Raw genomic sequence first — 14,466 nt, 5'->3', positions numbered from 1 at the left:
GGGTATCTATTTCGTACGCAATAAAGGTTATTTTACCGTTTCATTCTGCAGAGAAGGGCATATGTACCAGACTAAATTAAAAAACCGGGTAAAAGGAGTGGAAAAGTTTGATAAAGATTAATCGGTTACGCAAGCCCATCTCCATGGGGCTCTCGCTTCTCCTTGCATTTTCGATCATTCATCCGGTTTCAGCTGAAAACTCCACATCATCCAAATTGGATATGAAATCTGGACTTGCCAAAATTACGGAATCCAAAGTAAACGCCAAGTTGACCAAAGAATTTGATGGTAGTGAATATGTGACCTATCTGGTGAAAATGAAGGAACAGGTGGATACAGCAGCAGTCTCCAAACAGGCCCTTGAAAAGGCGACGATCGCCAAACAAACGGCTTCAGCCACAAAGCTGTCCGTTCGTAATTCGGTCGTCAGCTCTCTGCGGGAAACGGCCTCGCGTACACAATATCCATTGGAAACTTATCTGGAAAAGGAAGTTGACCTGGGTAAGGTCAAAGAATATAAAAGCTATTTTATCGTCAATTCACTGGCAGTAACGAGTACCAAAGAAGTCATGGAACAGATTGCGCTGCTGCCTGAGGTGGAGAAGATTCTACCGAATGAGACGAGATACTTACAGAAAGCCGAAGTGAGTAAAGAACCGGCGAATGCGGCACCAGGCAAAGATGCTGTCCAAACGCCAGCTAAAGACTCTTCAGTCGGTGTCAAAGACAAAGACAAAGAGCCTGCTGCAAAGGACAAGCTTGCGACAGAGAACGTGGAATGGAACTTGGATTACATCAATGCGCCAGCCGTGTGGGATCGGGGCATCGATGGAACAGGGATTGTTGTTGCCAATCTGGACAGCGGTGTGGATTATACTCACCCTGCGCTTCGCAGCAAATGGCGGGGATTGGATGCCTCGGGCAATATCGTTGATCCCGAACTGAGCTGGTATGATCCGCACAGTAATGCTTCCCTCCCTGCGGACGAAGACGGACATGGTACGCACACGATGGGTACGATGGTTGGCTCCGAAGCAGATGGTACCAACCAGATCGGGGTTGCTCCCGGTGCAAAATGGATTGGTGTGCGGATATTCAATCCGGAAACAACAGATGCCATTATTCTTGATGGCGGACAATGGTTGATCGCTCCGGTGGATGCGGAAGGTAATCTGCATCCTGAACTTGCACCGGATGTCGTTAACAACTCGTGGGGCGGAGGCGCAGGATTGGATGAATGGTTCCGTCCTATGGTCCAAGCTTGGCGTGATGCGCAGATCTTTCCCGAGTTCTCCGCAGGTAATGTAAGACTGACGAATCCGGGTGGTCCCGGCTCTGTTGCGAACCCTGCGAATTACCCTGAAAGTTTTGCCACGGGAGCCACAGATATCAACGGAAATCTGGCTTCGTTCTCCCTGCTGGGCCCATCCCCGTATGGGGAGATCAAACCGGAAGTATCTGCCCCTGGTGTGAATATCCGTTCATCAGTTCCGGGCGGTGTATATGAGGGAGGCTGGAACGGAACGTCCATGGCAGGCCCGCATACAACTGCGCTTGCTGCTCTGCTGCTTCAGGCCAATCATTCCCTTACGGTGGATCAGCTGGAGCAGATCATTACAGATACAGCCACGCCGAGAACAGATGGTCAGTATCCGACCTCTCCTAATAACGGCTACGGTCACGGCATTATTAATGCCCTTGATGCTGTGGGTTCTGTACTCGAAGGAATTGGCACTGTATCCGGCAGAGTGGTTACAGCCGGAGATGATCTGGAAGAGCCAGTACTGGCACATACCCCTGTCAATTCAGCCTTTACAGGCATTGATATACCATTAACTGCTCATGTGACAGATAACGTCGCAGTAGTCTCCGTCGAGGCTTTTGCCAAAACGACAGGTACCAACCAGTACGTCTATCTGCCGATGAACCGGATTGCTGGAGATAACAAAGATGGAACGTATACAGCGACAATCCCTGCTTTTCTTATTGAACCGCAAGGTGTGGAGTATTATATCCGCGTGAATGATTACGGCAACAACGGATTCGAAAGTCAGGTATATAAAGTGGCTGTGTCCAATGGTGTTCAGCCAGGATACCTTCAGGATTTTGAAGAAGATCAGCTGGGCTTCACGACTGGCGGAACCGGAAGTACCTGGGTATGGGGAGCGCCTAGCAGTGGTCCTGGAAGTGCATACTCCGGTGACAAGGTGATTGCAACCAATCTGCAAGGAACTTATGTGGCGAATAGCAATGCATATCTGCTTGCGCCGCCTATTGATCTAACCGAGAGTCCAGAAGGTGCGTTATTATCCTTCAAGCACTGGTATGACCTGGAGAATAACATCGACTTCGGCAAGGTATACATCGCTTCCGAGGATAGCGATTATGTGTTCGAAGAGCTGTTAACCTTCACGGGTACAGGTGGCAATTGGAAGACACAATATGTGGATCTTCGCGAATACGCGGGACAGCAGGTGTTCATCAAGTTCAATCTGACGAGTGATAATTCATTGCAAAAGGCTGGCTGGTACATTGATGATTTCGCTGTAGAAGAACTGGATGAGATTGCTCCGGGTGCTCCTGCCGGATTGTCTGCGACAGCCGATATTCTTGGTAATGTAGCCTTGAGCTGGACGGGTCCGAGCGATGAGGATCTCGAATCCTATATCGTATATCGCTCCACAACCGCAGGTGCAGGTTATGAATCCATTGGAACTGCAACAGGAACAACGTTTACAGATACGGCTACGGTGACAGATTCGACGTATTACTATACCGTTGCCGCACTTGATTATAGTGGCAATGAAAGCGACAAATCGAACGAGGTCTCCATTACAGTAGAGGTACCTCAGGATATCTACATCGATCATTTCGATGGCAGTGATGATAATGGCTGGACTCATTCAGGAACCAAAGATGAGTGGGAACGCGGTATTCCGGTAACGGGACCTGCCAGCGCGGTTTCTCCACCGAATGTCTGGGCGACTGATCTCGACAATACGTACGAGAGTGGCTCCAACTACTCACTCGTATCTCCGGTCATTGATTTGACGGATGTGTCCGAAGGAACACTCACGTTTAATCATTGGTACGAGATTGAGAGTGGATATGACTACGGCTATGTGGAAGTCACCAAGGATGGTGGAACCACATGGTCGGAACTGGGCAAATTCTCACATAGTACAAACGGTAAACAATGGACACCCGTATTTTATGATCTGGATGCACTTACCGGTAATGAAGTTCATTTCCGATTCCGCCTGACCTCAGATAACAGTGTTGTGAAGACAGGCTGGTTCATTGATGATTTCCGTGTACTGGGAGTTGCTGCGGAGACGGTAACGGAGGATAGTGCGGTTGTGCTTAACAATGACAAACCAAAACCGTCCTATGATAATCCATGGTACAAAATTTCGCGGACAGACAAAGCTGAGTTTAACAAAACGAAACAGCAACAACCGGAAGTTGAAAAACCAGAAACAGGTTCGGTTAATCCACAAAGCCTGCCTGCAAGTGCAACGGTTACCGTATTGGAAACCGGGCGTTCGGTGAAGACAGATCCAGCTACAGGCAAGTATAACTTCACACACGTAGCAGGTGATTACACGTTAAAAGCTGAAGCATATGGATATTATCCTCGAACTCAGCAGGTGACGATTACAGATGGCAATGGAGCCAAAGCCAACTTTAATCTGGAAGCAATTCCGCATGGGCAGATTGAAGGTGTAATAACGGATGAGCGGACAGGACAACCACTGGCTGATGCTTCCGTTCTCGTGGTGGAAGATGCGAATGTAGGTGAAGTTCGCACAGGTTCAGATGGCAGCTTCGATATTCAGGTATTGGAAGGAAGTTATACCCTATCCATCCGGGCTGCAGATTATTACAGTAAAACCGTTACTGTGACAGTCCCTGGTAATGGTACGGCTGAGGCAAATGTTGCCTTAAAACCATTCATCGGTTTCCCTGGGGAAATTGCTTATGATGATGGAACAGCAGAGAACGCACGAGCTTTTAATGCTGCGGATAACGCTTGGGCAGTTCGAATGACACCAGAGCTGGAGACCGCTCAACTGACAGGTGCATCGTTCCGATTCTGGAACACCGAATGGCCTGTACCTGGAGGCACAGCGTTCCAATATGCCGTATATGATGCATCGGGTGCGGGCGGAGCTCCGGGACGACAACTGGCTGGACCATTTGACGGTACTGCACTTCGTAACGATCAATGGACAACTGTTGAATTCCCGGAACCGGTCATTGTAACGGGTGATTTCTATATCGTGTATGTACAGAGTTTAGCTGGAACTAGCGCTCCGGGACTCGCTACCGATGAGGATGGTCCAAATGCAGGTCGAAGCTGGCAGCGAGTAGGTGGAGCGTGGAGCACTTCACCTGATGAAGAAGGTAACTACATGATTCGTGCAGTTGTGAGATATCCGGTAAATGCACCTGTGCTCACAGCACCTGCGAACACGTATACGAATCAATCAACCTTCACCGTGTCGGGAACGTCTCCGGCATCGGGCGCTCAGATCAAGTTTTACAACGGCAAAGATCTCGCTGGCACTACAACGGTGGCAAATGGGAAGTTCTCATACGGTGTGAAACTCCGTTCTGGCATTAATGCGATTACTGCGGAGGCAGTGGTAGACGGTAAAACAACGGACCGTTCACTCCCCGTAGTCATTATTCTGGATCAGACCAAACCACAATTGACGATTCTCACGCCAGCTCAAGGGGATCGCATCAATGCAGAAGTGGTTCACGTAACGGGTAATGTCGTGGAACAATTCCTCGATAAGGTAACCGTTAACGGACAAACCGTACAAGTGGGTAAAGACAGAAGCTTCAGTCACCGTGTATTGGTCAATGAAGGCGAGAACACAATTACCATTACAGCAACCGATATCGCTGGTAACAAAACAACCGTAACCCGCACCGTCTATGTGGAAACGGCGTTGCCAGAACTTACGAATATTACTCCGGCTGAGGATGTTCGAATCACATCAGGGGAGAGTGTTACCGTTTCATTTGACAGTAAACCTGGTCTGCAAGCATCTTTCCGTATTCAGTTACCTTTGAATCTGAATGCCCAGGGAGCAGGAGAGGTTCCATTGGTGGAGACTGAACCTGGTCGTTACACAGGTACGTACACAACACCTTCATCCCTTGTTCTTGAGGGTGGAGTCATTGTGATTCGTGCTCAGGATGCAGCAGGCAACAAAGTAGAGTCGGAAGCAGCTGGACGATTGTTCGTCAGCGCAGCACAAGAACAATCCGTTCCAGAACCAGATTCGAGCCCTGAAGAGAATGGAACGGAAGTGAGTCCACCGTCCGCTGAGGGTCTGCAACCTTAATTATGCAAAGTATGACTTGGACGATAACTGCATTTTGACCATCTAAGCAAGAAGCCGATAAGCCGAGGTATCCGGGCTTGTCGGCTTTTTGTTGTATCTCGATTCACATCTGACACCTAAGCTTAATGAAGCATCCATTGGGGTGCTTTTTCTTTTGCTCTCATATGACAGCAGATGAGTTGTCTCCTTTCTTCACATTAATGATATAACATGATATATTAGGGTGTAGAACATGAGAAGTATGGGTTTTTATGGAGGTGCTTGTATTGGGGAAAGACTCGGCATCCAAGCCGATGTATGAACAGATCTTTGAATCCTTGCGCGAACGGATACAGCTTCATCAATATCAAGTGGGTGAGCGTGTTCCTTCGGAGAAGGAATTATGTGATGAATTCGGAGTTAGCCGGATTACAACTAAAAAAGCGCTTGAGATGCTGGCGAGTGAACAATTAATTGTTCGTCAGCCGGGACGGGGTTCTTTTGTAGCCGACACAGCAGAAATGTTACAAGAAAGATCTAACAGACCTGCTCCGCGTGCTGCGATCAAAGATCCAGAAAAGAAGCTGCTCATTGGTCTGGTCATCACTAACTTCAGTGATATGTATGGTACAGAACTGTTATATGGGATGGAAGAAGCTTCGCGAGAACATGATTGTTTTCTCGTACTTAGACGCTCCTTCGGGATTCCCGAACAGGAGGAACAGAGCATTCAGGAACTGCTGGAACTGGGTGTGGATGGATTGATTATTTTCCCGGCACAGGGTGAATATTTCAGCGATGAGATTCTTAAACTGGTCGTTAACAAATTCCCGTTTGTCCTGATTGACCGGTACTTGAAAGGCATCCCGGCTTCATCTGTCAGTACGGATAATGTAGGCGCGGCGCGAGAAGGGATGAATTATTTGTTCGATCTCGGTCACCGACACATCGCTTTTCTGACGCAGCCTCCGGCGAACACTACACCGATTGAAGAACGAATTGAAGGCATCATTGAGGCTCATCATGATCAAGGGGTGCTGGTGAACAGGGAACTGTGGTTAGAATCTTTTCTTTCGACACTGCCAAGTGTGTTTGATCCTCAAGTCGAGGTCCGTGATGTGGAGACACTGGTGGAACATTTACAGAAATACCCCCAGATTACTGCACTCTTTGCTGCGGAGTATCATATTGCCTTACTTGCAGAACAGGCAGCGGATCAGCTTGGTCTGAGAATCCCGGAAGATATGTCCATCATTTGCTTTGACAGTCCAAACGCTGCCGAAGGAAGCCGTGTAACCCATATGAGACAAAGCCAGTTTGATATGGGGAAACAAGCATTTGAGATGGTGCTTCAAAGTATGCAGAACAACGAAATTGCAGTGAACAGAGTCATTCTGCCTGCCCGCTTGGTGAAGGGGAAATCGACGAGTACGGTGAAACAAAAGGGTTAATTTTAGCTGCTAATATTTAATTGTGTTCAAGAAGGGACTTCGTGTAAACGAGGTCTCTTTTTTGTGCGGATAAAAAGGGGACAATCATTTTAAATGGTATACTATTTGGTGTTTTTAAATCAAAACAACATGCTAATATACAAATAAATATATTGACATAACATTATATTCGTTTTAGGATGATGAAAGCGGTTAACAAATTGGACTACATAAGGAGGACAACATGCTTAAACCCAGAAATGATCAAGAAATTTCCCCCTCGATATATGACATGATTGATCAGGTTAACAAACGTATACCGGATTATCCGGAACTTAACCAAATGTTCAAAAATTGTTTTACCAATACGATGGCAACCACAATTCAGCGCAAAGAAGATGGAACAACTTTTGTGATCACAGGAGATATCCCTGCCATGTGGTTACGTGATTCTGCCGCTCAGGTCAGACCTTATCTGGTTCTCGCTTCAGAGGATGAAGATATTGCCGACATGATCGCTGGACTGGTTGAACGTCAACTGAATTATATTCTCCTGGACCCTTATGCAAACGCTTTTAATGAGACGGAGAGTGGAAAAGGACATCAGGAAGACCTGACGCAAATGAATGATTGGATCTGGGAACGGAAGTATGAGATCGACTCATTGGCTTATCCGATTCAGCTCAGTTATCTCTTGTGGAAGAACACGGGAAGAACAACTCAATTCAATGATACGTTCCACAAAGCAGCCAAGGTCATCATGCAGTTATGGCAAGTGGAGCAGCATCATGAGACGAAATCACCCTACACGTTCCAACGTCTGGATGCTCCCGAGACCGATACGCTCACCCGAGAGGGACGAGGTACTGAAACAGTCTATACAGGCATGACCTGGTCAGGATTCCGTCCTAGCGACGATCGCTGTGAATATGGATATCTGATTCCATCCAATATGTTCGCCGTGGTGGCGCTTCGATATCTACAGGAAATTGCTGAAGCGGTGTTCGAGGATGAAACGCTGGCAGCGAATGCTAAGCAGTTGGAGCAAGAGATCAACAAAGGTATTCAGGATTATGGCACCGTTGAACATCCGGAATATGGAACCATATATGCGTACGAAACGAATGGGAAAGGCAATCACAATCTGATGGATGATGCCAATGTGCCAAGTCTGCTGTCTTTACCTTATCTCGGATATGTGGAGGAGAACGACGAGGTGTATCAGAATACACGCCGTTTCATTTTATCCACGAACAACCCGTATTTTTATGAGGGAACAGCAGCAGCGGGAATCGGTAGTCCACATACACCGGAAGGGTACATCTGGCATATCGCTTTATCGATGCAGGGGCTGACTACAGAGGATCGCAATGAAAAACTACGATTGCTTCAGCTCATCCATAAGACGGACGCGGATACCGGACTGACCCATGAAGGTTTTTCAGCCAACGATCCACATGAATATACCCGCCCATGGTTTTCATGGTCCAACATGCTCTTTAGTGAACTGATTATGGATTATTGCGGATTCCGCGTACAGAAATAGGATAGGAAAGCAAGAGATAACCTGCGAGTACATCATAACGTTCGGAGTTCGTTGAATTCCGACAAGAGGAGAGCGAATTATGAGAAAAATATCATTGAAAATGCCGGTAGCAGCAGTTATGACATCCTTGCTCATTCTTACTACAGCCTGTTCGGGCGGAAGCTCAAGCACAGGCACAACCAGTGACGGCAAGAAGGAAGTAACCGTATCATTCCGTTCTTCAGGATCTGAAGATACACTTACGAAGTTTTTCCAATCAGGCTTGGTAGATCAATTCGAGAAAGAAAACCCGGATATCAAAATCAACATTGCGCCTGTATTGGCTAGTGAGGGTGATTATACGTCCAAAATGGTTTTGCAGATGAAATCGCCGGATACGGCGCCTGATGTTATTGCGGAAGATACATCCATCATTAAATCCGATGCTGCTGCGGGATATCTGGAGCCACTGGATACACAGGTTCAGGGATGGTCCGATTGGAAAGAACACATCATCGACAACCTGAAGGCAGGGGTTACTGGCGAAGACGGCAAGGTGTACGGCGTTCCAGCTACCTCGGATACACGCGGAATCTGGTACAACAAGGAACTGTTTCAACAGGCGGGCCTGGAAGTCCCATTCAAACCTGCAAGCTGGGCAGAAGTACTCGAAGCAGCACGTACCATCAAGCAAAAACTTCCGGGTGTGACGCCGCTTAATATGATCGTGGGCAAAGCAAACGGTGAAGGTGTTACCATGCAAACACTGGAAATGCTGCTCTATGGTACGGCAGATACGCTGTATAACGACACCAGCAAGAAATGGGTCGTTAACAGCCCGGGGCTGCTGGATTCCTTCAAATTCATAGATCAAGTGTTTAACACGGATAAAACAGGTCCAACCATGCAGGTTGCCTTGAATGGACAAGCTGGCAGTATTGCCTTCCAACAACAGTTCCCACAAGACAAACTGGCGATGGCTGTAGATGGTAGCTGGGCAGGTTCGACATGGGCCGAGAACGGCGCTGCTCCAATCGCCAACGTTGAAGAGAAAATAGGTTTTGCACCATTCCCAACACAAAATGGGGAAGAACCTGGGGCAACTACGATGTCTGGAGGATGGGCTTGGTCTGTTCCTGCACAAGCGAAGAACAAGGAAGAAGCTTGGAAATTTATCGAGTTTCTGATGAATAAGGAAAATGCGACTGCACGCGTAGTAGCGGAAGGTAGCCTCAGTCCACGTAATGATTCCACAGAAGTTGAAGGTTATACGGATCGTCCATATACCAAAGAAGCACAGGAACTCTTGAATGTGGCCCACTTCCGTCCAGCGAACGATCAATATGCAGCGGTATCCGCACAATTGCAAAGCATTGTTGAGAGTATTGCCTCTGGCAAGCTGACGCCGGAAGAGGGAGTTACACAATTGAAGGACAACGTATCCCGTTCCCTTGGCGCGGACAGCATCGAAGAGAAATAAGGATATCGATATATTCGGAGGGGGAGGCACAATCTCCCCTTTTTCCGGTTCGAATGGAGAGTGACTTATGAAAAGGAAAGCACCAGGTTCATTTCTGTTTCTAATGCCTTCCGTACTGTTATTACTTGTGTTTTTCATTGTTCCCATCATTCTGACGATCTGTTTTGCCTTTACGAACATGGCTCTGACCGGGGCGGCAGCCAAGAGTTTGGAGTTTGTCGGATTCCAGAATTTCATTAATATGTTCCATGATCCGGATTTCCGGATTAGTGTTTGGCGCACGCTGGTTTTTCTCATCTTCTCCGCAGTGATGGGTCAGGTGTTGCTTGGGTTCATTCTGGCCCTTCTAATGAAAGAGAAAAATGTGACGTTCCGTCGAGTCATCGGGATCATTGTCATTGCCGGTTGGGTGACACCCGAGATTGTCGTGGCATTCTGTATGGTCGCCTTTTTCAGTGACAATGGTTCATTGAATCAGATCCTCGGCTGGTTTGGAGCGAATCCGGTCTCCTGGTTGTTCAGTTTCCCTATGGTGAGTGTCATTATCGCGAATATCTGGCACGGCACAGCCTTTTCAATGATGGTCTATCAGTCGGCACTGGATGATATCCCGAAGGAAGTAGAAGAAGCTGCGATTATTGACAGTGCCACCGGGTTCCAGATTGTCAGACACATTACGATTCCAATGGTAAAAGGGTCCATCGTGACCAACATGATGTTGGTTACCCTACAGACACTGGGCGTGTTCACGTTGATCTATACGATGACCGGTGGTGGCCCGGGTACTTCAACACAAACCTTGCCGATCTTCATGTACAATCAGGCCTTTGTGAACTATCAATTTGGATACGGAACAGCCATATCTCTGGTTCTGTTGTTCATCGGTATTGTCGCCAGCCTGTTCTACATGCGATCCATGAAAGTGAAAGTGTAACCATGAAGGAGGTTCGATCCCTATGGTCAAACATGGGCTTCAACGCAAAATCCAGTACGGGATTCTAGTCTTTCTAGGGCTCTGTTTTTTATTGCCGCTGCTCTGGATCATTCTGGCTTCATTTGACCCAAACGCGCAACAGGGGATCAAAATGCCCAGTACCTGGACCATTCAAAATTTCAAGGATGTACTCGGGGATTCGAGCAATCTTCGTTCATTCGGTGTAGGCCTGATTTTGTCGGGAGGGCAAGCGATATTGGTTGTACTGGTATCTGTTCTTGCTGCTTATCCTTTATCCCGTTATGAAATGAGATTCAAAAAAAGCTTCCTGTTATCGATTCTGTTCATGACAGCTCTTCCGATTACTGCCGTGATGGTTCCGGTATTTCAAATGTTTCTGTTCTTCAAAATGCAAAATAGCATCATTGCCACGATGCTGTTCCTGACTGCATCCTCACTTCCTTACGGCATCTGGATGATGAAAAACTTCATGGATTCGGTGCCAATCGATTTGGAAGAATCGGCATGGATTGACGGAGCGTCCGTGTGGAGTAGTTTGAGACGAATCGTGGCGCCATTGATGTTGCCGGGTATTGCAACGATAGCGATATTTACGTTTTCGGGAAGTTGGGGCAACTTCTTCGTGCCATACATCCTGCTCCAGACACCTGAGAAACTTCCGGCATCGGTCACGATTTATCAATTTTTCGGCAGCCACGGTATGGTTGAATACGGCAGGTTGGCTGCATTTTCATTACTTTATACAATGCCTTCGGTTGTGCTATATATCTTCTCCCAGCGTTACATGTCCAAAGGATTCAGCATGGGCGGAGCAACCAAAGGTTAATGACAGGAGGTACGCAACATGACAACCAAAAAGACGGCACATCTCATCTCGCATACCCATTGGGACCGTGAATGGTATATGCCTTATGAACACCATCACGTACTGCTCATTGAGCTGATGGATAAACTGCTGGATACGCTTGATCAGGACCCCGAATATCGCTATTTCCATCTGGATGGGCAGACGATTATTCGTGAAGATTATTTGCAGGTTCGGCCCGAACAACAGGAGAGGCTCGACCGTTATATTCGTGAAGGACGCATCCATTTTGGTCCATGGTATGTGTTACAAGATGAGTTTCTGACCAGCAGTGAGGCCAACTTGCGCAATCTGCTCATCGGTCATCGTGATGCTCGACCTTTGGGTGTGATATCCAAGACGGGATACTTCCCAGACTCATTCGGAAATATGGGACAGGCACCGCAGATTCTGCAACAGGCGGACATTCATAACGCGATCTTCGGGCGCGGGGTAAAGCCTACGGGATTTAATAATGCGGTGGTTGATGCAGACAGTTATGAATCTCCCTATTCGGAGATGATCTGGCGTTCGCCGGATGGTTCGGAAGTGCTCGGCATTTTGTTCGCGAACTGGTACTGCAATGGGATGGAAGTTCCGGTTGATCCGGAGAAAGCCCAAGGATACTGGGATAAAAATCTGGCGGATGCCGAGAAGTTTGCCTCGACTCCCCATCTGTTGTTCATGAATGGTTGTGATCATCAGCCGATCCAGACGGATCTGCCCGAGGCTTTACGTACGGCGGCTTCGTTGTATCCTGATGTAGAATTTATCCACTCCAATTTTGACGATTACATTGAGGCGGTTACGAAGGAAGTGCCTGAACATCTGGCGACCATTGAGGGCGAGCTTCGCAGTCAGCACACGGATGGTTGGGGAACACTGGTGAATACGGCATCTGCCAGGGTTTACCTGAAACAGTTGAATCTGCAGGGGCAGATGTTGCTTGAAAAAGTAGCCGAACCACTGGCCGCCATGGCGCATATAGCCGGGGTAAAAGATTATCCGCATCATCTGTTGACACATGCATGGAAGATGCTGATGCAGAACCACCCACATGATAGCATCTGCGGATGCAGTGTCGATGAGGTTCACCGTGAGATGGTGACCCGCTTCGCCAAGAGCAGACAGCTTGCAGAGAAATTGGTTTCCCAGAGCGCGCAGGCGATTGCTGAGTCCATTCGTGTGCAATCTGATGAGGCTTGGGGAGAGGAAGCGGTGCCGTTTACCGTGTTCAACACGAGTGGTTGGAATCAAAATGGGATCATTGAGATGGACCTGATTGTGGACAAAGCATTTTTCCCGGAAGGTCCTCATCCTCAATCCCTTGCGCAAAAGTTGGAAGAGGATGCGTTACCATCGTATCAGCTGGTCGATTCGGATGGACACGTGTATTCGGCAGAAATTAACGATTTGGGTGCACATTTTGGCTATGAACTTCCGAAAGATCGCTTCCGACAGCCTTATATGGCTCGTAAAGTAAGAGTGACTTTCCAAGCGGTGGATGTACCTTCGCTGGGATATAAGACATATGCTCTCATTCCAGTAGAGAAACAAGCAGAGATTGCTGAGATTGTTGAAATGCCCGATACGTGCGAAGTCATCCAGGTGCAGGGAATGATGATGGAGAACGGTCAATTGCGAGTGACGGTTGAAGAGAATGGTACGGCTACAATTGAAGATAAGGTCTCCGGTGCTGTATACAGGGGATTAAATTCATATGAGAATACCGGTGATATCGGCAATGAATATGTCTACCGTCAACCGGAGGGAGAGACAACGCTGAACACGGAGCATCTGAAGGCAGACCTGCGGATTGTGGAGCAGTCTCCGTACCGGGCAGTTATGGAAAGTGTATTACACTGGGATATTCCTGCTGGAGCAGATGAACTGTTCGAGCTGGAGAAGCGCCAAATGGTTCCTTTTACAGAACGGAAGGCACAGCGAGCCCCGAACACTGTTCCGCTTGTGATTACTACAACGTATACGTTGGAAGCAGGCAGTAATATGGTCAAGGTAAAATCAGATTTTAACAATCAGGCCAAGGATCATCGACTGCGTGCACTCTTTCCATCCGGACTGGTGACAGAGGATCATTATGCAGATTCCATCTTTGAAGTTGCCAAACGTTCCAATACACCGGCCAAAGAATGGGTGAATCCAAGTAATGCTCAGCATCAGCAAGCATTTGTACATGTGACCGATGGTGCTCATGGCTTGATGATTGCGAACAAAGGCTTGAATGAATATGAGATTTTACAGCATGAAGAGGGCAATACGATTGCGGTTACGCTTCTGCGTGCCTCTTCGGAGTTGGGAGATTGGGGTGTGTTTGAAACACCGGAAGCCCAATGTCTGGGACATCAGAGTGTGGAATATACGATTATTCCATTTGCAGATGATGCCGCACAGTCAGGTGCATGTGCAACTGCCTATACGTATCCGATTCCATGGACGACTGTGCAGCTAGGGGCACTAGCACGCACGTTTGAGCGAGAAAGTCATGCCGGAACTGATGGGAAAAAGGTTGAACTGCCTCTGTCGAAGCAATGGCTGGCATGGAATGCACAAGGTTCGTCACTAGCTTTCTCCACACTGAAGATCGCAGAGGAAACAGGAGATTTGATTGCTCGCTGGTATAATCTAAACTCCGAACCAGTTGAGTTGAACGTGCAAACTGGATTCGAAACTGCCTCCGTTTATGAGAGCGATGTGCTGGAACGGGTTAAGGGCACGTTGGAGGGGCACAGTCAGATGGTATCTGGGTACAAGATTGTTACACAAGGGTATGCGTTACGGTGAGTTGATTTTTGAATACCATAACTATAAAAACCTTCTGTTCACGGTAGCGTGGGCAGGAGGTTTTTGGATGTTTTCTTCTAATTGGGGATAT

At 47.7% G+C, this 14,466-nt stretch carries 7 protein-coding genes; all 7 read left to right on the top strand.

Features of this window, described 5'->3' with window-relative positions; all coding sequences use genetic code 11:
• Positions 1–107: 107 nt before the first annotated feature.
• Positions 108–5,360: a S8 family serine peptidase gene (locus AC6CIF_RS19470; RefSeq protein ID WP_498201216.1), complete on the top strand. Its 5,253-nt coding sequence runs from the start codon at positions 108–110 to the stop codon at positions 5,358–5,360.
• 257 nt (positions 5,361–5,617) lie between these two features.
• Positions 5,618–6,790 (top strand): GntR family transcriptional regulator, encoded by a 1,173-nt coding sequence (locus AC6CIF_RS19465; RefSeq protein WP_498201261.1) that lies wholly within the window; start codon positions 5,618–5,620, stop codon positions 6,788–6,790.
• A gap of 223 nt (positions 6,791–7,013) precedes the next feature.
• On the top strand, positions 7,014–8,315 hold the full coding sequence (locus AC6CIF_RS19460; RefSeq protein ID WP_498201215.1) for a glycoside hydrolase family 125 protein: 1,302 nt from the start codon (positions 7,014–7,016) through the stop codon (positions 8,313–8,315).
• Between the two features lie 79 nt (positions 8,316–8,394).
• Entirely contained in the window at positions 8,395–9,774 is a 1,380-nt protein-coding gene (locus AC6CIF_RS19455; RefSeq protein WP_036670776.1) for an extracellular solute-binding protein, read from the top strand.
• A gap of 67 nt (positions 9,775–9,841) precedes the next feature.
• Positions 9,842–10,708 (top strand): carbohydrate ABC transporter permease, encoded by an 867-nt coding sequence (locus AC6CIF_RS19450; RefSeq protein ID WP_498201214.1) that lies wholly within the window; start codon positions 9,842–9,844, stop codon positions 10,706–10,708.
• 22 nt (positions 10,709–10,730) lie between these two features.
• A complete protein-coding gene (locus tag AC6CIF_RS19445; protein WP_036608291.1) occupies positions 10,731–11,555 on the top strand; it encodes a carbohydrate ABC transporter permease in 825 nt (274 codons plus the stop codon).
• A gap of 18 nt (positions 11,556–11,573) precedes the next feature.
• Complete coding sequence (locus tag AC6CIF_RS19440) at positions 11,574–14,375, top strand: alpha-mannosidase (protein WP_498201213.1); 2,802 nt, start codon at positions 11,574–11,576, stop codon at positions 14,373–14,375.
• The last annotated feature ends 91 nt before the right edge of the window (positions 14,376–14,466 follow it).

The sequence above is a fragment of the Paenibacillus sp. GQ49 genome, from assembly GCF_059759055.1.
This window is presented reverse-complemented; position numbering and strand designations above follow the sequence as displayed.